This window comes from Streptomyces sp. Pv4-95, from assembly GCF_045782725.1.
Lineage (GTDB): Bacteria > Actinomycetota > Actinomycetes > Streptomycetales > Streptomycetaceae > Streptomyces.
The window spans coordinates 546,203-568,615 of record NZ_CP127172.1 but is presented as its reverse complement, the minus strand read 5'-3'; the positions used below and the strand labels follow the sequence as shown (position 1 = coordinate 568,615).

The following is a 22,413-nucleotide window of genomic DNA, read 5'->3' as shown; positions in this document are numbered from 1 at the left end:
GGTGTCAGCATTCGATGACGTTGACGGCGAGACCGCCGCGGGCGGTCTCCTTGTATTTGACCTTCATGTCCCGGCCGGTGTCGCGCATGGTCTTGATGGCCTTGTCCAGGCTGACCTTGTGCGTGCCGTCACCGGCCAGGGCGAGCCGTGCCGCGTTGATCGCCTTGACACCGGCGACGGCGTTGCGCTCGATGCAGGGGATCTGCACCAGGCCGCCGACCGGATCGCAGGTGAGGCCCAGGTTGTGCTCGATACCGACCTCGGCGGCGTTCTCGACCTGCGCGGGAGTCCCGCCGAGCACCTCGCAGAGCGCCCCGGCCGCCATCGAGCAGGCCGAACCGACCTCGCCCTGGCAGCCGACCTCCGCGCCGGAGATGGAGGCGTTCTGCTTGAACAGGATGCCGATCGCCGCGGCGGTCAGCAGGAAACGGACCACGCCTTCGTCGTCGGCGCCGGGTACGAACCGCGCGTAGTAGTGCAGTACAGCGGGGATGATGCCGGCCGCCCCGTTGGTGGGAGCGGTCACGATGCGGCCGCCGGAGGCGTTCTCCTCGTTGACGGCCAGGGCGAACAGGTTCACCCAGTCCATGACCTGGAGCGGATCCCGGTCGCCGGTGTTCGATTGCAGTTCCTGGAACAGAGCCGGTGCCCGGCGTGGCACCCGCAGTCCGCCCGGCAGCACTCCTTCGCGTCGGCATCCGCGGTCCACGGACGCCTGCATGACCGACCACAGGTGCAGCAGTCCCGTCCGCACCTCGGCCTCGGGGCGCCAGGCCTGCTCGTTGGCGAGCATGATGTCGCTGATGGCCAGGTTTTCCCGAGCGCAGTGCGCGAGCAGCTCGGCTGCCGAGTCGAAGGGGAAGGGCACCTGCGTGGTGTCCGCGACGACGCGGTCGGCGCCGGTGGCGGCCTCGTCGACGACGAACCCGCCACCCACGGAGTAGTAGGTCCGCTTGACGAGCACCCGGCCGTCGTCGGCGAGGGCGTGGAACACCATTCCGTTGGGGTGCGCGGGTAGCGACTTGCGCCGGTGCAGCACCAGGTCGGTCTCGCGGTGGAAGCCGATCCGGTGCTTGCCGGCGAGGAGCAGGGTGCTGCTTTCGCGTACCTGCGCGACCCTGCCGTCGGCCCGGTCGGTGTCCACGGTCGCGGGATCCTCGTCCTCCAGGCCGAGCACGACCGCCTTGTCCGAGCCGTGCCCGTGGCCGGTCGCGCCGAGCGACCCGAACAGCTCGGCTCCGACCCGGCTGACGGAGGGCAGGAAGCCCTCACTGTCCAGGAGCCTGACGAAGCGCCGGGCCGCCCGCATCGGCCCCACCGTGTGGGAGGAGGAAGGGCCGATGCCGACCGAGTACAGGTCGAAGGCGCTGAGCCCCATCAGGGCACCTCCGGGCCGCGGTATTCGCCCATCGCGTCGATCAGCCAGCGCGCCAGGTAGTCGGCGAACGAGGAGCGCGGGAACAGCCGGTACGTCGGCGCGCTGTCGACCTGCCAGAGCAGTACGGCGACCGGGCCGACCGTGGTCGACACCGCCTGGCCGGGTCCGAAGGCCCGGGGATGGAGGTCGAGCGAGCAGCCCTTCTCCAGAACCTGCCGGGCGGCCGGACCGCGCAGTTCCAGCGTGGTGCGGTTCGCCGAGACGTCCACCACCGAGCCCGGGTCCGCGCCGAGTGCCTCCCGCAACTCGGCGGCCACGGGGGCCGCTTCGTCCGGGGACAGCACGAGCCACTCGTCCGGACCCAGCCAGGCGACCGTATGGGGGCCCGACGCGGAGGTGTGCCCGCACTGTCGTGGGAGCGGCGTCCCCAGGGTCTTCTCGACGCGGGCGGCCGCCTCGGAAGCGGGGTCGACGCGCAGGTTGACCATGGTGAGGAAGGGCCACTCGGTCAGCGTGACGCCGCGGGCGCCGGTGACCGCGGCGGCGCGTATCCGCCCTTGCAGATGGGCCAGGGGACTCCTGCGCAGTGCCACCGGACCGGTGCCCGCGTCGATCGTCGGCTCAGCCATCTCGCTTGGTCCCTTCGGGGTCGTAGAGGACGGGTTCGGTGACCTCGACGGGCACGAGGTCGTCGCCGACGGGGGCGAAGAGCGTGTCGCCGACGCGGTCCCGGCCCGCGGCGACCAGCGCGAGGGCGAACGGGCGGCCCAGCGCCTCGCTGTGGTAGCTGGAGGTGACGTGGCCGAGCATCGGCACCGGCCCCGCCTCGGGGGTGAGGGGCACGTTCGGAGCGATGAGCTGGGTGCCCTCGGGAAGCCGGGTCCTGCGGTCGCTCGGCAGCAGCCCGACGAGTTGCTTGCGGTCGGTGCGCGAGGTGTCGGCGCGGGAGTAGGACCGCTTCCCGACGAAGTCCTTCACCTTCGAGACCACCCAGGACATGCCCGCGTCCTGCGGCGTGACGGTGCCGTCGGTGTCCTGCCCGACGATGATGTAGCCCTTCTCGGCCCGCAGGACGTGCATGGTCTCGGTGCCGTACGGCGTGATGTCGTACGGCCGGCCGATCGCGTCCACCTCCTCCCAGACCGCCAGGCCGTACCACGCGGAGACGTTGATCTCGTAGGCGAGTTCGCCGGAGAAGGAGATCCGGCAGATGCGGGCCGGGACACCGGAGGCCAGCGTGGTCTCGCGGAAGGCCATGAACGGGAACGCTTCGGCGGACAGATCGACGTCGGGCGCGAGTTGGGCGACGACCTCGCGGGAGCGGGGCCCGACGACGGCGATCGTCGACCACTGCTCGGTCACCGAGGTGCAGTGGACGTCGAGTTCGGGCCACTCGGTCTGCAGCCACTCCTCCAGCCAGTCCAGGACCCCGGCGGCGCCACCGGTCGTCGTGGTCATGAAGTAGCGGTTCTCGGCGAGGCGGAGGGTGACCCCGTCGTCGAAGATCATGCCGTCCGGCTTGCACATCACGCCGTAGCGGGCGAGACCGGCCTTGAGCTTCTTGAAGCCGTTGGTGTAGATGCGGTTGAGGAACTCCCCGGCGTCCGCGCCCCGGATCTCGATCTTGCCGAGGGTGGAGGCATCCATGAACGCCACGCCCTCGCGGGCCGCGCGGCACTCGCGGCGCACGGCCGTGTCCATGTCCTCGCCGGGCCGGGGGTAGTACCAGGGGCGCTTCCACTGTCCGACGTCCTCGAACAGCGCACCGTGCGTGACGTGCCAGCTGTGCACGGACGTCGTGCGCTCCGGGTCGAACAGCTCGCCGCGCTCACGCCCGGCCAGGGCGGCGAAGGCCACCGGTGTGTACGGCGCCCGGTAGGCCGTGGTGCCGATCTCTCCGGGGGACGCGCCCGCGCCGAGGGCCTGGGCGATCACCCCGATCGCGTTGACGCCGGACGTCTTGCCCTGGTCGTTGGCGGTGCCGAGAGAGGTGTAGCGCTTGACGTGCTCGACGCCGCGCATGCCGGCGCCGGTGGATCGCCAGACGTCGGCGACGGTGACGTCGCGCTGCAGGTCGACGAAGTGCGCGTCCCACGTGGCGGGGTCGCTGTCCGCGCCGCTGCCGGAGTCACCGCCGGGGGCAGGCACCAGCCACAGTTCACGCACCGGGCCGGCTCCGGCCCCGGAACGCGCGCTCTCCGACGACTGCGCGGGCACGGGCACCGGGAAGCCCGCGTCCGTCGCGGCGTGGGCACCGGCCAGTGTCCCTTCGGCCAGACAGCAGTCGAGGTCGTACGTCCCGCGGGCCGCGCCGACGACCTGCTGGTCCCGTACGGGGCCGTCGGGGACGAAGGCGACCAGGGCCTCGTCCCAGCGAAGGCGGCCCTGACGCTGGCTGTGCAGGTGCACCACCGGGCTCCACCCGCCCGAGACGGCAAGCAGGTCGCAGTCGAAGAACTCCGGGGCACCGGTGAGTTGACCGTTCTCGTCGAGGGCCTGGGCGGTGACGGCGGAGAGCCGGCCACCGCCCTCGGTGTCGACCACCGCGCTGCCCGGCAGCACCCGCACCCCGGTCGCCTCGGCGACCTCGGCGGCCCGGTGGGACAGCTCCGGGCGCGCGTCCACGACGGCGGCGATGCCGATCCCGGCCGCATGGAGATCGGCGACCGTGTCATAGGCGCTGTCGTTGGTCGTGCTCACCACGGCCCGCGAGCCCGGAGCCACGCCGTATCGGTTGACGTACGTGCGCACGGCCGCGGCGAGCATGACCCCCGGCCGGTCGTTGCCGGCGAAGACCGGCGGACGCTCGTGCGCACCGGTCGCCAGAACCACCTGGCGGGCGCGGATGTGCCACAGCCGCTGCCGCGAGATGCCCGCCGACGGCTCGGGCGCGTCGGCTCCGAGGTGGTCGGTGCGCCGCTCCAGGGCGAGCACATAGTTGTCGTCGTAACTGCCGAAAGCCGTGGTGCGCTGCAGGACGGTGACCTCGGGGGCGGCGTCGAGTGCCGCGCGGATCCCGGCGACCCATTCGAGGGCGGTGTGCGCGCCGACCGTCTCGGTCCGTCCGGAGAGCAGCGAACCACCGGGCTCGGGCTGGTCGTCGACGAGGATCACGCGGGCGCCGGAGTCGGCGGCGGCCGCGGCGGCCGCGAGCCCGGCCGGTCCCGCGCCGACGACCAGGACGTCGGTGTGTACGTACTTCTTGTCGTAGACGGCGGGGTCGGGGGCCGGGTCGAGCCGGCCCATCGCGGACAGGGTCGTCGCGGACAGTCCGTCGTACAGCTCGACGGCGGTGGCCGGCAGCATGCCCTCCGAGCACGGCCCGGCGATCTGGAGCAGTGCGTTGGGCTCCTCGACACCGGCGGCGACGATGCCGCGCGAGCGGCCGCGGTAGAGGGACGGCGCCACTTCGGTGATGCCGTTGGCGAGCATCGCGGAGGCGACGGTGTCACCGGGGTGGCCGGTCAGCTCGCGGCCGTCGACGGTGAAGCGCAGGGTCGTGGTGCGGTCGACGCGGCCGGCGTGCGGCAGCCGGTGGGTCTGGTGGGTCATCGGGTCCCTCCGGCCGCTTCGGCTTCGATGGTCTGTCGGCGGTCACTCAGGGCGGGGAGGCCGGGGCGGGGTTCGTCGAGCCGGTAGACGGCGAGAATCTCGTAACTGGCGGTGTCGCGTAGGACGTTGAACCAGCGGCGACAGCCGGTGCTGTGCGCCCACCGTTCGGCGAAAGGGCCCTTGGGGTTGTCGCGGTAGAAGACGTACTCGGCCCACTGCCGGTCGTCGAGGTCCGCGGGGTTCTCGGGGTAGGGGACATGGGCCTGCCCCCCGTAGTGGTACTCGGTCTCCTCACGGGGACCGCACCATGGGCACGTGATCAGTAGCACGGTGGGTGTCCTTCTCTCGGCGGGGCGCTCGGCCGGGGCTGCGAGGGGGCTGGGAGGGGACTCGGTCAGTGGGCCACGGCCGCGGCGCCGTGTTCGTCCACCAACGCGCCCGTGGTGAACCGCTCAAGGGCGAAGGGCGCGTTCAGCGGATGCGGCTCGCCCGTGGCGATGGTGTGCGCGAAGGTCAGGCCGGCGGCGGGCATCCCCTTGAAACCGCCGGTGCCCCAGCCGCAGTTGACGTACAGGTTCTCGATCGGCGTGGTGCCGATGATCGGGGACGCGTCGGGCGTGACATCGACGATGCCGCCCCAGGTCCGCAGCACGTGGGCACGGGCGAAGATCGGGAACAGCTCGACGGCGGCGGCCATCTGATGCTCAATCACATGGAAGGAACCGCGCTGCCCGTAGCCGGTGTACTGGTCCACGCCCGCGCCCATGACCAGTTCGCCCTTGTGGGCCTGGGAGACGTAGACGTGCACGTGGTTGGACATCACCACGGTGGGGTGCACCGGCTCGTGGAGTTCGGAGACCAGCGCCTGAAGGGGGTGGGACTCCACCGGCAGCCGGAACCCGGCCCGCTCCGCAAGGACACTGCTGTGCCCGGCGGCCGAGAGACCGACCCGGCCGGCGAGGATACGTCCCCGGTTGGTCTCGACGCCGGTGACCCGGTCGCCGTCCTTGAGGAAGCCGGTGACCTCGCAGCCCTGGATCAGGTCGACGCCCATCTCGTCGGCCCGGCGGGCCAGTGCCCAGGCGACATGGTCGTGCTTGGCGATACCCGCGCGGGGCTGGAAGGTAGCCCCGAGGACCGGATAGCGGGTGTCGGACGAGACGTTGACGATGGGGCAGACCTCGGCGATCTCGTCCGGTGCGAGCCATTCGGCGTCGACGCCGTTGAGTCGGTTGGCGTTGACCCGGCGCACGCTCTCGCGGACGTCCTGCAGGGTGTGCGCGAGGTTGAGCACACCGCGCTGGCTGAACAGGAAGTCGTAGTCCAGCTCTTCCGGCAGCCGCTCCCACAGTTTGAGAGCGTGCTCGTAGATCGCTGCGCTCTCGTCCCACAGGTAGTTGGAGCGGATGATCGTGGTGTTGCGCGCCATGTTGCCGCCGGCCAGCCAGCCCTTCTCCAGGACGGCGACATTGGTGATGCCGTGCTCCTTGGCGAGGTAGTAGGCGGTGGCCAGGCCGTGGCCGCCGGCGCCCACGATGACGACGTCGTAGCTGGAGCGCGGCTCGGGGTTGCGCCACAGGAAGTCCGGGTGCTCCGGCAGCGGCTGCGTGGTCATGCCGCGTCTCCGTTCAGGTGGGGATACAGGGGGAACGCACCGGCGAGCTTCTCCACGCGGTCGCGCAGCAGGCCCGTGCGCTCGTCGCCGAGCCGCTCCTCCTTCAGGGCCTGGGCGATGATGTCCGCGACCTCCCGGAACTCGGTCTCGCCGAAGCCCCTGGTGGCCAGGGCCGGGGTGCCGATCCGCAGCCCCGAGGAGACCATCGGCGGGCGCGGGTCGAACGGCACGGCGTTGCGGTTGACGGTGATGCCGATGCGGTGCAGCCGGTCCTCGGCCTGCTGCCCGTCGAGGGCGGAATTGCGCAGGTCGACCAGGACCAGGTGGACTTCGGTGCCGCCGGTCAGCACGGTGATCCCGGCCTCGGCCACGTCGTCGGCCAGCAGCCGTCCGGCGAGGATGCGGGCGCCGTCGAGAGTGCGCTGCTGCCGCTCCTTGAACGCCTCGCTCGCCGCCACCTTGAACGCCACCGCCTTTGCGGCGATGACGTGCTCCAGTGGCCCGCCCTGCTGGCCGGGGAAGACCGCGGAGTTGATCTTCTTGGCAAGGTCGGTGCGGCTGAGGATCACACCGCCGCGGGGGCCGCCGAGGGTCTTGTGCGTGGTGGTCGTCACGACATCGGCGTACGGCACCGGGTTCGGGTGAAGGCCCGCCGCCACCAGGCCGGCGAAGTGCGCCATGTCGACCATCAGGTAGGCGCCCACCTGGTCGGCGATGCGCCGGAACGCGGCGAAGTCCAGGCGGCGGGGGTAGGCCGACCAGCCGGCGACGATCATCTTGGGCCGGTGCGCGAGGGCGAGCTGTTCGACCTCGTCCATGTCGATGCGCAGATCGGACTCGTGCACGTGGTAGGGCACGACGTTGTACAGCTTGCCGGAGTAGTTCAGACGCATGCCGTGGGTCAGGTGCCCACCGTGCGCCAGGTCGAGGCCGAGGATCGTGTCGCCGGGCTCGAGCAGGGCGAACATCGCCGCCGCGTTGGCCTGCGCCCCCGAGTGCGGCTGCACGTTCGCGGCCTCGGCGCCGAACAGCGCCTTGATTCGGTCGATGGCCAACCGCTCGATGTCATCGACGTGTTCACAGCCCCCGTAGTAGCGGCGGCCCGGATAGCCCTCGGCGTACTTGTTGGTTAGCACTGAGCCCTGGGCCTCCATGACAGCGGCCGGGGCGAAGTTCTCCGAGGCGATCATCTCCAGGGTCGACTGCTGCCGGTGCAGTTCGGCGTCCACCGCGGCGGCGACATCCGGGTCGAGCTCGCCGAGCGGGAGGGAGAGGGGGGAGATGACCGTGGTGATCGACGGGTTCGTTGCCATCTGCGCACCATTCTGAGAGCCAACTAATGGGCAACTGATATATCAGCTTGTGCGGTAAGGTATGGGAGCTCGTTGAACAAGTCAAGGGGGCCTCATGCAGCACACGGCGACCGAGCCCGAGGGTGAGGAACTCTCCCTCGCCGAGCGCGCCTACCGTGCCCTCCGCGACCGGCTCGTCATGCTCGAGATCCGCCCGGGCGCGCCGATCAACGAGGATCAGCTGGCGCAGTCACTCGGCGTCGGGCGGACGCCGGTGCGCGAGGCACTCAAGCGGCTCCAGTACGAGCGGCTGATCACGACCTTCCCCCGGCGCGGCACCTTCGCCACCGAGGTCAACATCACCGACCTCGCCCACATCTCCGAGGTGCGCCAGGAGCTGGAGCCGCTGGCCGCCGCCCAGGCCGCGCGGCGCGCCACGGCCGTGGACCGGGCGGCCCTGACGGCGCTGCGGCGCGAGCTGGAGAGCGCGGATTCCGGCCGGCAGGACGCGGCGGAATTGATGCGTCTCGACCTTCAGGTCCACCGCGCCATCTACGCCGCCACCCACAACCCGTACCTGGAGGACACCCTCGTCCGCCACGACAACCTGGCCACCCGCATCTGGTGCCTGTTCGTGGAGCGCATGGCCGACATGGCCGGCCACATCGAAGAGCACGGACCGCTGATCCAGGCGATCGTCGCCGGTGACCCGGACAAGGCGGCTCACCTCTCCCGCAGCCACGTCGAAGGCTTCGAACGGGCCATCCGCGAAGCTATCTGAGGCGCCGGGCGGGCAAGGGGGAGGGGGTGCTGTGGCCCCCCGGCCGCCCGTCGAGCCGGACACCATTCGCCGTCACGCCGTCACGCCGTCACGCCGTCACGCCGTCACGCCGTCACGCCGTCACGCCGTCACGCCGTCACGCCGTCACGCCGTCGTGCTGAATCGCCGGGGCACGTCGTTCCCAAGCTTCCAACTTCGGCGCGGCGCGCCCTGCTTCGGGCCATCTGGCGAGTGGGAGATGGTGCGGCGAGCCCACGACGTCCGCCGGGGCCCCGAAGGCTCCGGCTGCGGCCATGACCGGTCCATCCATGAGGCTCGGACCGCTGGCGCCAATTGGCCACACGGGCATGGGTAGACAGTGTCTACCGATGCCTGGTAGACACTGTCTATGGAAGCCGAGAGCTCTCTTCGGGAGCGATTGATCGATGTCGGCGTGGACCTCGTGATCACAGAGGGGTCCGCGTCGCTGGGGCTACGCGAGATCGCCCGCCGGGCGGGGGTGTCCCACGGGGCGCCGCGCCGCTACTTCCCCACGCATCACGCCCTGCTCTCCGCGATCGCCCGGCGCGGCTTCGCGGACCTCGGCGCGCGATTCGAGGCCGTCGTCGCCGACACGGCATCTTCGCGCGCTCAGCTCGATGCCCTCGCCCGGGCGTACGTCGCCTACGCTCTGGAGCACCGCGGCATGTTCGAGCTGATGTTCCGTCATGATCTGCTCGACAGCGAAAAGCACCCGTCGGACCGGCCGAGGCTGCGGGAGTCAACCCTCCCACTGTTCGACCTCATCGTCGGGCTCGTCGCCCGGTGCCGGACCGAGAAGGGCGCCAAGGCCCGACAGGGCACCAAGGCCGGCGCCGAGCCGACGCCGCCCGTGGTCGCCGCCGCGCTCTGGTCGAACCTGCATGGCATCGCCCAGTTGTGGGCCTGGGACAGCCTGCAACTAGCCCTCGGTGCACCGCCATCCGACGGCGCACGAGTCAGCGTCCAGGTCGACCAGCTCGTCACGGCGGTCCTTGACGCCCACCTCGGCCCGGTGGACGCATGACCCCAACTGTGCGGCCGCACTTCGCGCTCCTGGTCAGCGCGGCCGGCGCGATGATCGTCGCGCTCGACGGCACCGTACTGCTCGTGGCGCAGCCCAGCCTGCAGCGCGATCTCGGCGCGAGCGTGGCGCAGGTCCAATGGACAAGTACCGGCTATCTGCTCGCCGTTGCCGCATTTCTGGTCATCGCGGGGCGCCTCGGCGATCGCTACGGGCACCTGCGGCTGCTGGTCGTCGGCGTCCTCGGTTTCGGCGCCGCCTCAGCGGCCATCGCGCTCGCGCCCCAGGTCGGCTGGGTGATCGGCCTGCGCGCCGTCCAAGGCGTGTTCGGCGCGCTCCTCCAGCCGGCGACACTTGCGCTGCTGCGGCTGGCCTATCCGGCGCACCGGCTCGGTACTCCTGTCGCCATCCGTACCAGCGCGATCGCTGTTGCCGCAGGATCAGGCCCGGTCCTCGGGGGCGTTCTCGTCGAACACCTGGGCTGGCGTGCGGTGTTCTGGATCAACCTCCCCATCGCGCTCGTGATCGTCGTGTTCGCTCTGGCCGTCCGGGTGCCGACGCCGGCACGTGACGGCTCCCAGCCGCCCGACGTCATCGGCGCGGCCCTGCTCGCCTCCGCGCTCGCCCTCCTGGTCCACACCCTGACCGACGTACCGTCCCATGGGTGGACCGCCCTGCCGACACTGCTCGGCCTGGTCGCGGTCGCGGGCCTCGCGGGGGCACTCGTCGCGCACGAACGCCGGGCCGCCCACCCGATCGTGCCGCCTGCCGTGGCGCGGTCCGTACCGGTGACGGCATCGATGATGCTCCTACTGGCAACCGCCGGGGGGATGTTCGGCGCTCTGTTCGTTGCCACGTTCTTCCTCCAGGACCTGCTCCGGCTCGATGCGCTCGCCTGCGGCCTGCGGGTACTTCCGCTCACGGTGCTCATGGTCCTCGGCGCGCCCGCTGCCGGCGCGGCCCTTCGCAGGTACGGCCCGCGCCGCACCGCGGTCACGGGTACGCTCCTGGTCACCCTCGGCATCGCGGGCCTGTCCCGGCTCGACGTGACCAGCACGTGGATGGTCACCGGGGCGATCTTCGCCGTGCTCGGTGCGGGGTTCGCCACCGTGATGGTCACCGCTACCGGGACGGTCGTCGGCGACGCGCCGCCCGGATACGCCGGGGTGGTCGGTGGACTCAAGCAGACCGCCATGAACATCGGACCGGCACTCGGAATCGCCGTTGCCGCGGGCATGATGCGTACGCATCCGTCCTCCGTCGAGCCCCTGGCGACATCTGCCCCGGCGATGGGCCCCGCATCGCTGGCCCTGGCCGGACTCGCCGCGCTCGGCTTCGTACCGGCATTCCTGCTGCCCGTGGGGCCGGACCGCAGGAAGACACCCGGAACGGAAGCTCCGGCCGACGACCCCGCCACCCACCCGGCTGCGCTGGAAAGACGGACCTGACGGAGGCGGAGGTCTCCGCCCGGAGCGCCTGCATGGGCCGACGGCCCTGGGCCGCCCCCCTTGAAGGCCGCTACGGGGCCGTCGCCACTGCGAGGGTATCGCTGAAGTCGCTTACGGGGAGGGGGAGTTCGGCTGATGCAGGTCCTTGCGGCCGTCTACGGGGGCAGGGAGGCGCGACGGGCCCCTCGCCTGTTGCGCGCCGAAGGGCCGTCAGATGAAGTCGATGCGCTCCTCGGTGACCGGGTAGCCCATCGTCGCGAAATGCGCCGCCATCGGGAAGTTCCCCTGGTCAGTGGCGGCCGCGATACGTGTCGCGCCCCGTTCCACCAGGTCCTGTGTGCAGTCGACCAACAGGTCGTAGGCGTAGCCGTGACCGCGTTGCTCGGGAAGGACACCGATGTAGCCGATGCAGGGGCCCGACGGGTTGTGGATGGGGATGTGGAAGCCCGCCATCTCGCCGGTCGGGGTGTAGGCCACGCGCCACCAGTTCCGCGGGGAAGGCATCGAGGCGAGGAGCCCGAGGACCTTCTCGACGGCACCGTCCCTGCCGTACTCCGCGATCTCGTTCACGTCATGAGCGTCCAAGGAGCCTTCCTGGACGCGGCGCACCACGCCCCGGATGACACTGTCGTCCGGCTCCGGCCGGCACTCCAGGCGCCCGGTGCGCGCGGGGAGCGGGCAGTCGGGGGTCCAGGTGTAGCGGTAGCGTTCGACCAGCTTCCGGAGGCCGGCGGCCTCGGCCGCGGCCATCCGGGCCTCGGCGGCGGCCCGCGCGTCCGGCTTCTCGCGCCAGCCGGACGGCAGCAGCAGGCTGTACTCGGCGTGCAGGGGTGCGGCGCGCAGCAGTTGGACAGCGGCCTCGGCGTCGGTGAAGTCGAACCAGTCGAGGGCGACGGGGTTTTCGTCCTCAGGAAGGGCCCACCAGGCAGCGCGGGCGACCACGACGCCGTCGCGAAGGGCGACCCAGGTCCATTCGGGCCGGTACTCGCCGCCGTCGGCGATCATGCCGTAGGTGTGGCCGAGCAGGGCGCGCCCGACGATGCCCGTGTCGGGCAGGGAGGTGAAGAGGGACGTCTCGCCCGCGGTGAGCGGACGGATGACAAGTTCGGTCATGGGTGAAGAGATCCTTCGGGAGAGGGGTGCGCTCCCGGATCAGACCTGGGACGCCCGGCGGACGGGGCGGGAGCGCGGAAATGTGGTGGTGGGCATCGCTCTCGCCTCCTTCTCTTTGGTCACGGGCGCGCGCTTACCGTAAGCGTGCCGCCCGCGGACGTCCAGGCATTTATCCACGTGGCCGGCGCGGAGAGGCGGCTCTGGAGGGCGAGTTGGCCGCCGCGGGTACGTCCCAGTGGCGCCCGCGCGTCCGCTCCGACGCCCGCTCCCGCGCCCCGGCGGCGAGGTGATCACCCGCGCGGGTTTGGCCGGCGCGGTCATGCCACTGGCCAAGGGGCATCGAGGTCGGCGATGGACGCCGGCACCTTGTTTCGATGGCGGTCGTAGGATGGGTTTGCAGTGCCGACGTCGCCCCAAGGAGTCACCGTGGCCCGCCCCCGTACCGCCGCCCGAACGGTGGAGCACCCCGACATGAAGCAGATCTCTCTGCAGCAGGTCCTGGAGGCACTGGTGGACCCGGTGCGCCGGATGGTGCTGACCCAGCTCGATCGGGCGGGGGAGGACCTGACCTGCGGCACTTTCGAGGCGCCGGTGTCGCCGTCGACGTTGACGCATCACTTCAACGTGCTGCGCGAGGCGGGCGTGATCCGTCAGTACTACGTGGGGACGACGAAGATGAACACGCTGCGCGCGGAGGAGATGGAGGAGCGTTTTCCCGGCCTGCTGGCGGCCGTCATGGCCGCCTGTGCCGCGGAGGCGGGTGCGTCCTGAGGCCGGCCGGATGCACCACACCCCCGTACGTGTCCGGGTACATATTTCGATGACGCTCGTAATTTGACGGTCATCGAACCTTGGGGCAGAGTGAAGGGGACGCCGCGCTGATGCGGCGTCCCCTCCCTGCTTCTCCTCCTGGAACTGGTGCACCATGGCAAAGCTCGTACAGTTCGACCGGCTCGGCGGCGCCGAGGTCCTGACCCTGCGCGACGTCGAGGTGGGCGCTCCGGGCGCGGGAGAGGTGCGTATCCGCGTCGACGCGATCGGCCTGAACCGGGCCGAGATCATGTACCGCGAGGGTGCGTACTTCTACCAGCCGGTCTTCCCCTCGACGCTGGGCTACGAGGCCGCGGGCGCCGTCGAGGCGGTCGGTGACGGCGTGGATCACCTCGCCGAGGGCGACCTGGTCGCCGTCGTGCCGGCGTTCCTGCAGAGCGAGTACGGCACCTACGGTGATCATGTCACCCTGCCGGCCTCGGCAGTGGTTCCTCGCCCCGCGAACGTCGACCCCACCACGGCTGCGGCCGTGTGGATGGCCTACATCACCGCCTACGGACCGCTCGCCGAGAGCGGCCGGGTGCGGCCCGGCGACCACGTACTGATCACCGCGGCCTCCAGCAGTGTCGGCCTGGCGGCCATCCAGATCGCCCGCCACATCGGCGCCATCCCGATCGCCACCACCCGCGGCGCGAGCAAGCGGCAGCGCCTGCTGGACGCCGGCGCCGCCGATGTCATCGTCACCGACGACGAGGACATCCCCGCGCGAATCAAGGAGATCACCGGTGGTGAGGGCGTGCGTCTGGCCTTCGACCCGATCGCCGGACCCGGCGTCGAGATCCTCGCCCAGGGCATCGCCCCCGGCGGTCACCTGGTCGTCTACGGCGCTCTCGACCCCCGCACCACTCCGCTGCCCAACGCGCAGTCCTTCCCCGCGCTGACCAGCGGCACCTACACGCTCTTCGAGATCACATCCGACCCCGAGCGCCTGCGTCGCGCAGTCGCCTTCGTGAACGCCGGCCTCGCCTCCGGTTCCTTCACCCCGGTCGTCGACCGCACCTTCGACCTCACCGACATCGCGGAGGCCCACGCCTACATGGAGGCCAACGGCCAGGTCGGCAAGATCGTCGTCACCGTCACCCACGACGACGCCACGTCGTGAATCTTCGCGAGTGCGACTGATCGCACGCCGCGACGCCGACCGCTCACCGGGTCCTCCGGGTGACAGGTCGGCGTCGCCGTCTGCGTAGCTCTCCGCCGAGAGGCAGTGGATCGGCCTGGACGAGTAGGCAGTTTTTCGGCCGGAGCGGCGGGAGGGCACTCATGCCCGCAGGGACGTTGCGGCTGCCTGACCCCGCCCAACGCCCGCCGCGCCGCGGATCAACTCACCATGACCGAGCGGTACTTGCGCGGTCCGGTCCACGCGCATGGAGCGCCGCGCCGGCGGTCAGGTTGCATGCCGGTTTGCTCCCGTGTCGACCGCTTGTCGCGCCGCTTGTCCAGTGCCGGGTCCACGCTCCTCAGGTTGGTGGTGGGACGGGCGCGAGGCGGGCCGAAGGTGTCGCGGCGAGGCGTCCGCCGGAAGGGTCGATGCGTAAAGATGATTGAAAGGGCATTGACCTCGTCAACTTTGAGCAATTAGCGTCCGGGTGTCTCGGCTGAAAAGCAACGTCCCCACGGACGCCTCTCCGCCGACTTCATGGCCTCTCCCATGCGGTGGGGCCGGTGGCCCCACCCTCAGGAAGGCTCCGCGTGCGTAGACGTTCCCTACTCACGGCTGCCGCCGCCACCACGCTTGCGGCGGTCCCGCTCGCGTCCGGCTGCGGCCCCTCATCGTCGTCGGCCTCCGGTGGCGGCTCCCGGCGCGGCCATCTCACCTACGGCGTCTGGGACGTCTACCAGGTGCCCGCCATGAGGCGGGTGGCGCGCGAGTTCGAGCGGTCCCGTCCGGGGGTGACCGTCGATGTGCAGCTCACGCCCAACGGGACGTACTGGACCAAGCTGCGCACGGCGTGCACAGGCGGCGCCGCTCCGGACGTCTTCTGGATGAACGGGCCCAACTTCGGTCTCTACGCGGATGCCGGGCAGCTTCTGCCACTGGAGACCGACGGGCCGGACGCCGTGCTGCGGCCCGCCGACTTCCCGACCGATCTGATGTCCCTCTACCGCTGGAAGGGCACCCAGTACGGCGTCCCGAAGGACTTCGACACGGTCGCGCTGTGGTTCAACAAGGAGATTTTCGACCGGGCCAAGGTCGACTACCCGGACGCCACCTGGACCTGGCAGGACCTGATATCCACCGCTCAGCGGCTCACCGACCGCAAGCGAGGCATCTACGGGGTGGGCGCTCCGGTGCGCGCCCAGGAGAACTACTACAACTCGATACCGCAGGCCGGCGGCTGGGTGATCTCCGAGGACAAGAAGCGCTCCGGCTACTCCGACGAGCGCACCCGGGAGGGGCTCCAGCTCTGGATCGACCTGATCCACCGCTACCGCGCCTCGCCGTCCCTGCAGCAGATGACCGACACCGACCCCACTCAGATGTTCCTGTCCGGGACGCTGGCCATGACCTACGAGGCGTCCTACAACGCGGCGATGTTCCATGCCGACCGCGAGCTGCGGGCCAAGGTGGACGTCGCGCCGATGCCCAAGGGCCGGCGTCGCGCCACTGTCCTGCACGGCCTGGCCAACGTTGTCTACGCCCGCACTCCGCAGCCCGAGCTGGCCCGGGACTTCGTCCGGTTCCTCGGCGGGAAGCGCGCCTCGTTGATCCAGGGCAAGTACGGCACCGCCATCCCGGCGCGCAACGGCACCGCCGAACCGTGGACCGCCGGTATGCCGCGCTTCGACCTCAAGGTGCACCTGGACGCGCTCGACTACGCGGTGCCCTTCCCCAGCTCCGCCAACAGCGCCGCCTGGTCGCACAAGGAGCAGATGTGGCTCGCCAAGGCGTGGAGCGGCGACGAGAGCCTCAAGGGCGCCACGGGCTCCCTGACCGAAGCGATGGATCAGCTTCTCGCGCAGGAGAGGAAGGGCCGGTCCTGATGAGCCTCAATGTGCGTGCCGAGACCGCGGTCCCGGCGCAACGTACCCGCCCGGCGCCCTTCGACCAGCGGGAACTGCGCCGCCGTCAGCGCCGTTTCCAGCACCGGGACAAGTGGTGGGGCTACGCGCTGATCGCGCCGGCCGGGCTGGGCCTGGCGGTCTTCTACCTGTGGCCCGTGGTGCAGACGGTGTACTACAGCTTCACCCAGTGGGGTGCCTTCGGCGGGACGACCTGGATCGGCCTCTCCAACTACCGCACGTTGCTCGACGACCCCGAGTTCTGGCAGTCGCTGGGCAACACCGGTATCTACACCGGGCTGGTGCTGCTGGGGATCCCGCTGTCGATGGTGCTGGCGGTCCTGCTCAACCTCAAGGGCCTGCGCGGCACCGGCTTCTACCGCACGTTCTACTTCCTGCCGGTGGTCACGATGCCTGCCGCGGTCGCCGTGGTCTGGCGCTGGCTCTACAACGGTGACGTCGGCATCCTCAACCACGCGCTGTCCGCGATCGGTATCGACGGCACCTACTGGGTGTCCGACCCGGACACCATCCGGTTCGCGGTGGCCATCGTCGGCGTGTGGATGACCGTCGGCTACAACATGATCCTGCTGCTGGCCGGCCTCCAGAGCATCCCCGCCGACTACTACGAGGCCGCGTCGCTCGACGGCGCCGGGCGTGTGCGGCAGTTCTTCTCGGTCACCCTGCCGCTGCTGAGCCCCACGCTGTTCTTCACCACTGTGCTGTCCGTCATCCAGTCCCTTCAGGTCTTCGACCTGGTGTACCTGATCATCGGCGCCAACACCCAGAACTCGCTCCAGAACCCGGCGTACGGCGACGGTCAGACCGTCGTGATGCTCTTCTTCCAGAAGGCGTTCTTCGACAACCAGCGCGGCTACGGCGCGGCGATCGTCTGTGTGCTGTTCTTCCTGATCATGGCCCTGACCGCCGTCCAGTTCCGGTTGCAGAAGAGGTGGGTCCACTATGCCTGAGATGACGCAGGGCACCCGGAGCCCCGTACGCTCCCGGCGCGGAAGCCGTGCGGGCCGGCTGTGGCCCGCCCACGTCCTGCTCGTTCTGGGCGCGGTGGTCACCGTCTTCCCCCTGCTGTGGGAGGTGCTGACCTCCTTCAAGAGCTTCGGCGAGTCCGTCCGGGTGCCGCCGACGATCCTGCCCGCGCACTGGGACTGGTCGAACTACTCGAAGGTCTTCGAGGCGATTCCGTTCGGGCAGCAGTTCGTGAACACCATCGTGATGTCGCTGCTGCGGACCGCGGCCCAACTGCTGCTGTGTGCGATGGCGGCCTACGCCTTCGCGCGCATCCGTTTCCCGGGACGCGGGGCGATCTTCCTCGGATTCCTCGCCGTGCTGATGGTTCCCGGCCAGCTCTTCCTGCTGCCGCAGTACCAGATCATGCAGAGCCTCGGCTGGCTGGACTCCATGCAGGCGTTGGTGATCCCCGGCATGTTCTCCGCCTTCGGGACGTTCCTGCTGCGGCAGTTCTTCATGGGGCTGCCGGAGGAGTTGGAGGAGGCGGCGCGGCTCGACGGGGCCAATCCCTTCACCGTCTTCTGGCGCATCGCCCTGCCACTGGCCCGCCCGGGGCTGCTGGCGCTGGGCATCCTCACGTTCCTGTGGTCCTGGAACGACCTGATGTGGCCGCTGATCGTCAACACCGACCCGGCCAAGATGCCGCTGTCGGCCGGGCTGGCCTCCCTCCAGGGAGCCCACCTGACCGAGTACCCGGTGCTGATGGCCGGCTCTCTCCTCGCCACGCTCCCGGTGATCGTGGTGTTCGTCGCGATGCAGCGTCAGTTCATCCAGGGCATCGCTTTCTCCGGCATGAAGGGCTGAGCACACATGACCGACACCTCCGTCGCCCCGGCGGACAACCGCGCGCACACCCGTGACCTGCGGCTGGGCGTCATCGGGCTCGGCCTGCGCGCCACCCTCGCGCGGGAGGCCCACCACCCCGGCGAGGGCTCCGCGGTGGTGGCCGCGGCCGACACCGCGCCGGGCATGTTCGGCCGGGCCCGCGAGTGGTTCGGCGACGACGTCCACGTCTACCCCGACCACCGTCAGATGCTGGCCGCCGAAGAACTGGACGCGGTCTTCGTCATCACCCCGGACCACACCCATGAGGCGCTCGCGGTCGACCTGCTGGAGGCCGGGATCGCGGTCTTCGTGGAGAAGCCGCTCGCCATCACCACAGAGGGCTGCGACCGCGTTCTGGAGGCCGCGCGAAGCGGCGGCGCCCGGCTGTACGTGGGTCACAACATGCGGCACATGCCGGTGGTGCGCGTCATGCGCGACCTCATCAAGCGCGGCGAGATCGGCGAGGTCAAGGCCGTGTGGTGCCGCCACTTCGTGGGTCACGGCGGGGACTTCTACTTCAAGGACTGGCACGCCGACCGCCGCAACACCACAAGTCTGCTTCTCCAGAAGGGCGCCCACGACCTGGACGTCATCCACTGGCTGGCCGGCGCCTACACCGAGCGCGTCACGGCGCTCGGCGCTCTCACCGTCTACGGAGACATCACCGACCGCTCGGGACAGGCGCCCGGTGCCGTCATGCCCGACTGGTACGACCCCGAGAACAACTGGCCCCCGCTGTCCAACACGGGCCTCAACCCGGTCGTCGACGTCGAGGACCTGTCGATGATGGTCATGCGCCTGGAGGGCGGCGTACACGCCAGCTACCAGCAGTGCCACTACACGCCCGACTACTGGCGCAACTACACGGTCATCGGCACCGAGGGCAGGCTGGAGAACTTCGGCGACCACGGGGAGAGCGCCGAGGTCCGGGTGTGGCAGCGCCGCAGCGGCTACCGTGCCGACGCCGATCTCGTCATCCCGATGCCCTCACCCGGCGAGGGCGGGCACGGCGGCTCCGACCCCATGCTGGTGGCCGAGTTCCTCCGCTTCGTCCGCTCCGGTGGCCCGACGGACACCAGCCCGGTCGCCGCCCGGGAGGCCGTCGCGGCCGGCGTTGCGGCGACGGAGTCGCTGCGCGCCGACGGCCTCCCCGTCACGGTGCCACGTATCGCCCCCGACCTGGCCGCCTGGTTCGCCAACGACCAGAGCTGAGCACCCCGAACTGCCCCGGGGCGTGAGGGCTCTCGAAGTCTTCGCCCCCGGGGCACTCTCACCTGCGCCGGTCACGAACGGGAGCCGGTCCGCAGGCAATACCTGTGGACCGGCGCGGGCGCGGTCAGGGCTGGGCCCGAGGTGGGCGGGCGGCGTCGTAGCGGATGCGGTTGCTGTTGATCTCCTGCCGGGTGTGGTGGCCCATTCGCCGAGGGCCACCATGGAGTCCAGCAGTGTGGCGCCGAGCGGGGTGAGCGCGTACTCGACGCGCGGGGGAACGCCGGCGTGCACGGTGCGCGTGAGGAGTCCGTCGCGTTCGAGCCGGCGCAGGGTCAGGGTGAGCATGCGTTGCGAGATGCCTCGGACCGCGCGGTGGAGTTCCCGAAGCGTAGGGTCCGCGCCTGCAGTTGACCGATGACCAGGATGCTCCACTTGTCGCAGATCAGGGCGAGGATCCGCAGAACCTCGCGGCAACCCTCGTCATCGGTCTCACCTGCCGGTTCGTCGTCGGGCTGCGAGTGATCCGGCTCGTGTCGACGGGGCGGCGAGGCGGTGCGTCGCAATCGTTGGCGGCGCGCCGCTTGTTGAGGGGATGTCGGGTGGCGAGCACTCTTGTCATGGTCACCGGTGCCGCCCAGACCACGGTCGCATCCGCCGCAGCGCAGATCGATCTGCACGTACTCGGTGCAGTGACGGCCGTGGGGCAAGTGCTGTCGCAGATGCGGGCACGCGGGGAGGGAACCGGGAATCCTGCTGCTGACCACCGGAGTGTCCTCCACCGTCCCCGCGCCCTTCCTGGCCAACGTGGGACTGTCGATGGCGGACTTGCGCAACTGGGCGCACGCCCTGGCCGAGCACGTCGCGGGCCAGGGCTGAGCGGCTCCGCCGAGGGATGTAGGCGCTAAGCGCCCATACGCATGTTCGGCTCAATGTTGCAGGTTTCGTGAGCAGTTGGTGGCCGGCATGAAACGCCGTCAACGGCACTGTCCGGTGCCAGCATCCATCAAGCCGCGAGGTCGCAGTCGGGTCACGCGTCATGGGTCTGGCCGACGGGCCGCTGATGGGGGCACTCTTCACGCGAGTCCCCGCGCATCCGCCAGATTCGTCGGCAATGTGGCGTGACCGGAACGTAGAGAGGATCGTTGCTGATCACAACTGAATACCAACGTCCGGATACACGCGCTGCGATGGCATCATTTCAGCCAGTCGTGGGCAGTGTGGCCGGGCCCACGAGTGGATCAGATGAAAACCGGAGAATCGATGAACGCTCACCCTGTCACTCAGTCGCGCGCAGAAGGTCCGGCGTTCGATGACACGGAAGTGCCGCGTTACTACGCACGCAAGACCCAGGACATACTTCACAAGTACGGTCCAGGGCCCCGGGTTCACTTCCACGTGGGCCTGTTCGATCCGGCGGCCAAGCTCAACACGACGGTCTCCCAGCGGGTCCTCAAGAGCCGGATCATCAGCAGCCAGGAGGCGATCCTCGACCGCGCCGCGCGCACCTGGACGGTCGGCCAGTCATTCCCCGCGCACCTGCTCGACATCGGCTGCGGCCTTGGCGGCGGCAGCCTCTACTGGGCGCAGGAACACGGCGCGAAGGTCACCGGTCTCACCGTCGCGAGCGACCACATACCGGTCATCAGGGAACTCGCCCGGCAGGCAGGGGTTTCCGGCCGCGTCGCCCCTCGCGTCGGCGACATCCACGACATGACCGACGAGCGGCGCTACGACGCGGCGTACGCCATCGAGAGCTCCGGCTACATGGACCGCAGGCGGCTCTTCGAGGTGGTGGGGAAGGCCCTGCGGCCCGGGGGTTGGTTCGGCATCCAAGAGCACTTCATCTGCCGGCCCGAGTGGAGCGACTGGATCGACGACTACTACAAGACGCGGCTCGGCACCCTCACCGAGTACATCCGCGCTGCTGAGGCCGCCGGCTTCGAGCTGGAGCAGGACGAGGACGTCACGGACGGCGTCAGCGAGTTCTGGCTCCAGTCCATGGCCTGGAACACCGCAGAACTGTCGCGCCTGGCACAGGGCGGCGAACCGGCGGCCTGGTCACGGGATCGGCTCCAGCAGAGCGCCATCGCCCACGGCAAGCTGTTCCGCATCTGGCGCGACCACGCCGTGGAAACCCGCCTGCTGCACTTCCGGCTCGGAGGCAGCTGACCGTGATCGCCGAACACGGCCACGCCTCCCGAATAGGCTGGCAACTGCCGCCCCTCTACTGCCCGTTCGTCTCCGCACGGCACCCCAAGGCAGTGGAGATCGAGCAGCGCGCCAAGGCATGGATCGATGCCTTCGGGATCTACCCCGATGCCACCGAACGTGCCTGGGGTCTTGCCACGCACAGCGCCGACTTCTCCTGCAGGATCATCCCCGACGGCAGCGTCGACCACGTGCTGACGTTCACGCTGTGGAACTACTGGGCGAACGCGGTCGACGACTGGCAGGACTCCGGACCGGCCGCCACCAGCACCGCGTCGATCACCGACCACGGCGCCCGACTCGCCCGGGCCCTGGAGATGCCCGGCTGCGCCCTCCTTCCCCCGGGGCCCCTCACCTCGGCGCTGGATGACCTGGTGCAGCGGACACACCGCCTGCTCACGCCGTTTCAGCTGCGCAGGTTCGCGGAGGGAGCGAGGGACTGGCTGATCGGCGCGGGCTGGCGCACGGCGCAGGCCGAGCGGGGCCGCATGCCCAGTCTCACCGACTACGCCGGTCTCGGCGCTCTCGCGAACGGCACCCGGTTCAGCCTCACCTGGGCCGATGCGGCGAACGGGATCGACCTGCCGCCGGACACCCTCTACGCGGCCCCGGTCCAGGCCGTGACCGACGCAGCGGGGTGGATCGTCGCCGCCGACAACGATCTCTTCTCGTACAACAAGGACGACGACCAAGAGCCCTGGGAGCAGAACCTGATCAACGTGCTGGCCCACGAGCGAGGATGCGCCCCCGGAGAGGCCGTCGCTGAGGCGGTCGCCCTGCGGGACCGGGTGATGACCCTCTTTCTCCGCCTGCGCGCACAGCTCGCCCGGGGGGCGGACGAGCCGCTTCAGCGATACCTGGATTCCCTCCAGAACTACATCGCCGGCAGCATCGCGTGGCAGAACGTCGCTCCGCGCTACACGAGCCCCCGCAACCGCAACCCCTGGCCGGTGGAGGGGGCGACATTCGATGTGGTCCGGAGCGACTCTCCGAGCGATCCGAGCACCGAGCCGCCCGACGTCCCGTCCTTGAACTGGTGGTGGCAGCAGCTGGAGCAGTGACCGGCCGGCGACGGCTCGGCGCA

18 protein-coding genes and 1 pseudogene are annotated in these 22,413 nt (G+C 70.2%); 11 read left to right on the top strand and 8 right to left on the bottom strand.

Annotated features, from left to right (window positions below):
• Window positions 1–4: 4 nt before the first annotated feature.
• From QOM21_RS02685 to glyA, 6 genes are all read right to left on the bottom strand, one after another.
• Window positions 5–1,378, bottom strand: coding sequence for an L-serine ammonia-lyase (locus tag QOM21_RS02685; protein WP_407547879.1), 1,374 nt, complete (start codon window positions 1,376–1,378; stop codon window positions 5–7).
• Window positions 1,378–2,007 (bottom strand): sarcosine oxidase subunit gamma, encoded by a 630-nt coding sequence (locus QOM21_RS02680; RefSeq protein WP_407547878.1) that lies wholly within the window; start codon window positions 2,005–2,007, stop codon window positions 1,378–1,380. Before QOM21_RS02680 ends, QOM21_RS02685 begins: the two co-directional genes overlap by 1 nt.
• The gene (locus QOM21_RS02675; RefSeq protein ID WP_407547877.1) at window positions 2,000–4,930 is read right to left on the bottom strand and encodes a sarcosine oxidase subunit alpha family protein; all 2,931 of its coding nucleotides are present in this window, start codon (window positions 4,928–4,930) and stop codon (window positions 2,000–2,002) included. The genes QOM21_RS02680 and QOM21_RS02675 overlap by 8 nt, the downstream gene beginning before the upstream one ends.
• Window positions 4,927–5,259: a sarcosine oxidase subunit delta gene (locus QOM21_RS02670; RefSeq protein WP_407547876.1), complete on the bottom strand. Its 333-nt coding sequence runs from the start codon at window positions 5,257–5,259 to the stop codon at window positions 4,927–4,929. Before QOM21_RS02670 ends, QOM21_RS02675 begins: the two co-directional genes overlap by 4 nt.
• A gap of 65 nt (window positions 5,260–5,324) precedes the next feature.
• Complete coding sequence (locus tag QOM21_RS02665; protein ID WP_407547875.1) at window positions 5,325–6,545, bottom strand: sarcosine oxidase subunit beta family protein; 1,221 nt, start codon at window positions 6,543–6,545, stop codon at window positions 5,325–5,327.
• Window positions 6,542–7,858, bottom strand: coding sequence for a serine hydroxymethyltransferase (gene glyA / locus QOM21_RS02660; protein ID WP_407547874.1), 1,317 nt, complete (start codon window positions 7,856–7,858; stop codon window positions 6,542–6,544). Before glyA ends, QOM21_RS02665 begins: the two co-directional genes overlap by 4 nt.
• A 94-nt stretch (window positions 7,859–7,952) precedes the next feature.
• On the opposite strand from glyA, the gene QOM21_RS02655 reads away from it, so the two are divergent.
• From QOM21_RS02655 to QOM21_RS02645, 3 genes are all read left to right on the top strand, one after another.
• The gene (locus QOM21_RS02655; protein WP_407547873.1) at window positions 7,953–8,618 is read left to right on the top strand and encodes a GntR family transcriptional regulator; all 666 of its coding nucleotides are present in this window, start codon (window positions 7,953–7,955) and stop codon (window positions 8,616–8,618) included.
• 388 nt (window positions 8,619–9,006) lie between these two features.
• Complete coding sequence (locus QOM21_RS02650; RefSeq protein ID WP_407547872.1) at window positions 9,007–9,663, top strand: TetR/AcrR family transcriptional regulator; 657 nt, start codon at window positions 9,007–9,009, stop codon at window positions 9,661–9,663.
• On the top strand, window positions 9,660–11,108 hold the full coding sequence (locus tag QOM21_RS02645; RefSeq protein ID WP_407547871.1) for an MFS transporter: 1,449 nt from the start codon (window positions 9,660–9,662) through the stop codon (window positions 11,106–11,108). The genes QOM21_RS02650 and QOM21_RS02645 overlap by 4 nt, the downstream gene beginning before the upstream one ends.
• Window positions 11,109–11,318: 210 nt before the next feature.
• Here QOM21_RS02645 and QOM21_RS02640 read toward each other — a convergent pair whose 3' ends face one another.
• Entirely contained in the window at window positions 11,319–12,221 is a 903-nt protein-coding gene (locus QOM21_RS02640; protein WP_407547870.1) for a GNAT family N-acetyltransferase, read from the bottom strand.
• Between the two features lie 471 nt (window positions 12,222–12,692).
• On the opposite strand from QOM21_RS02640, the gene QOM21_RS02635 reads away from it, so the two are divergent.
• The 6 genes from QOM21_RS02635 to QOM21_RS02610 all read left to right on the top strand — a co-directional run bounded on the left by QOM21_RS02635 (window position 12,693) and on the right by QOM21_RS02610 (window position 19,121).
• Window positions 12,693–12,992, top strand: a complete 300-nt coding sequence (locus QOM21_RS02635; RefSeq protein ID WP_407555563.1) for an ArsR/SmtB family transcription factor — start codon at window positions 12,693–12,695, stop codon at window positions 12,990–12,992.
• Between the two features lie 154 nt (window positions 12,993–13,146).
• Window positions 13,147–14,154: a zinc-dependent alcohol dehydrogenase family protein gene (locus QOM21_RS02630; RefSeq protein ID WP_407547869.1), complete on the top strand. Its 1,008-nt coding sequence runs from the start codon at window positions 13,147–13,149 to the stop codon at window positions 14,152–14,154.
• A gap of 590 nt (window positions 14,155–14,744) precedes the next feature.
• Complete coding sequence (locus tag QOM21_RS02625) at window positions 14,745–16,037, top strand: ABC transporter substrate-binding protein (protein WP_407547868.1); 1,293 nt, start codon at window positions 14,745–14,747, stop codon at window positions 16,035–16,037.
• A complete protein-coding gene (locus QOM21_RS02620) occupies window positions 16,037–17,026 on the top strand; it encodes a carbohydrate ABC transporter permease (RefSeq protein WP_407547867.1) in 990 nt (329 codons plus the stop codon). Before QOM21_RS02625 ends, QOM21_RS02620 begins: the two co-directional genes overlap by 1 nt.
• Window positions 17,019–17,888 carry a carbohydrate ABC transporter permease gene (locus tag QOM21_RS02615; protein WP_407547866.1) on the top strand — a complete coding sequence of 290 codons (870 nt, stop codon included), beginning with the start codon at window positions 17,019–17,021 and terminating at the stop codon, window positions 17,886–17,888. Before QOM21_RS02620 ends, QOM21_RS02615 begins: the two co-directional genes overlap by 8 nt.
• Before the next feature lie 6 nt (window positions 17,889–17,894).
• A complete protein-coding gene (locus QOM21_RS02610) occupies window positions 17,895–19,121 on the top strand; it encodes a Gfo/Idh/MocA family protein (RefSeq protein ID WP_407547865.1) in 1,227 nt (408 codons plus the stop codon).
• Window positions 19,122–19,245: 124 nt separating this feature from the next.
• On the opposite strand, the pseudogene QOM21_RS02605 reads toward QOM21_RS02610, so the two are convergent.
• Window positions 19,246–19,567, bottom strand: a pseudogene (locus tag QOM21_RS02605) (winged helix-turn-helix transcriptional regulator).
• 949 nt (window positions 19,568–20,516) lie between these two features.
• Here QOM21_RS02605 and QOM21_RS02600 point away from each other — a divergent pair.
• Together QOM21_RS02600 and QOM21_RS02595 are read left to right on the top strand one after the other, a co-directional pair.
• Window positions 20,517–21,290 (top strand): methyltransferase domain-containing protein, encoded by a 774-nt coding sequence (locus tag QOM21_RS02600; RefSeq protein WP_407547864.1) that lies wholly within the window; start codon window positions 20,517–20,519, stop codon window positions 21,288–21,290.
• A 2-nt stretch (window positions 21,291–21,292) separates the two neighbouring features.
• Window positions 21,293–22,390: a terpene synthase family protein gene (locus QOM21_RS02595; protein WP_407547863.1), complete on the top strand. Its 1,098-nt coding sequence runs from the start codon at window positions 21,293–21,295 to the stop codon at window positions 22,388–22,390.
• Window positions 22,391–22,413 lie beyond the last annotated feature (23 nt).

Coding starts and splice junctions, on each gene's coding strand:
- QOM21_RS02685 (WP_407547879.1), bottom strand. CDS start 1,378: ATGGGGCTCAGCGCCTTCGACCTGTACTCGGTCGGCATCGGCCCTTCC.
- QOM21_RS02680 (WP_407547878.1), bottom strand. CDS start 2,007: ATGGCTGAGCCGACGATCGACGCGGGCACCGGTCCGGTGGCACTGCGC.
- QOM21_RS02675 (WP_407547877.1), bottom strand. CDS start 4,930: ATGACCCACCAGACCCACCGGCTGCCGCACGCCGGCCGCGTCGACCGC.
- QOM21_RS02665 (WP_407547875.1), bottom strand. CDS start 6,545: ATGACCACGCAGCCGCTGCCGGAGCACCCGGACTTCCTGTGGCGCAAC.
- glyA (WP_407547874.1), bottom strand. CDS start 7,858: ATGGCAACGAACCCGTCGATCACCACGGTCATCTCCCCCCTCTCCCTC.
- QOM21_RS02655 (WP_407547873.1), top strand. CDS start 7,953: ATGCAGCACACGGCGACCGAGCCCGAGGGTGAGGAACTCTCCCTCGCC.
- QOM21_RS02650 (WP_407547872.1), top strand. CDS start 9,007: ATGGAAGCCGAGAGCTCTCTTCGGGAGCGATTGATCGATGTCGGCGTG.
- QOM21_RS02645 (WP_407547871.1), top strand. CDS start 9,660: ATGACCCCAACTGTGCGGCCGCACTTCGCGCTCCTGGTCAGCGCGGCC.
- QOM21_RS02640 (WP_407547870.1), bottom strand. CDS start 12,221: ATGACCGAACTTGTCATCCGTCCGCTCACCGCGGGCGAGACGTCCCTC.
- QOM21_RS02635 (WP_407555563.1), top strand. CDS start 12,693: ATGAAGCAGATCTCTCTGCAGCAGGTCCTGGAGGCACTGGTGGACCCG.
- QOM21_RS02630 (WP_407547869.1), top strand. CDS start 13,147: ATGGCAAAGCTCGTACAGTTCGACCGGCTCGGCGGCGCCGAGGTCCTG.
- QOM21_RS02620 (WP_407547867.1), top strand. CDS start 16,037: ATGAGCCTCAATGTGCGTGCCGAGACCGCGGTCCCGGCGCAACGTACC.
- QOM21_RS02615 (WP_407547866.1), top strand. CDS start 17,019: ATGCCTGAGATGACGCAGGGCACCCGGAGCCCCGTACGCTCCCGGCGC.
- QOM21_RS02610 (WP_407547865.1), top strand. CDS start 17,895: ATGACCGACACCTCCGTCGCCCCGGCGGACAACCGCGCGCACACCCGT.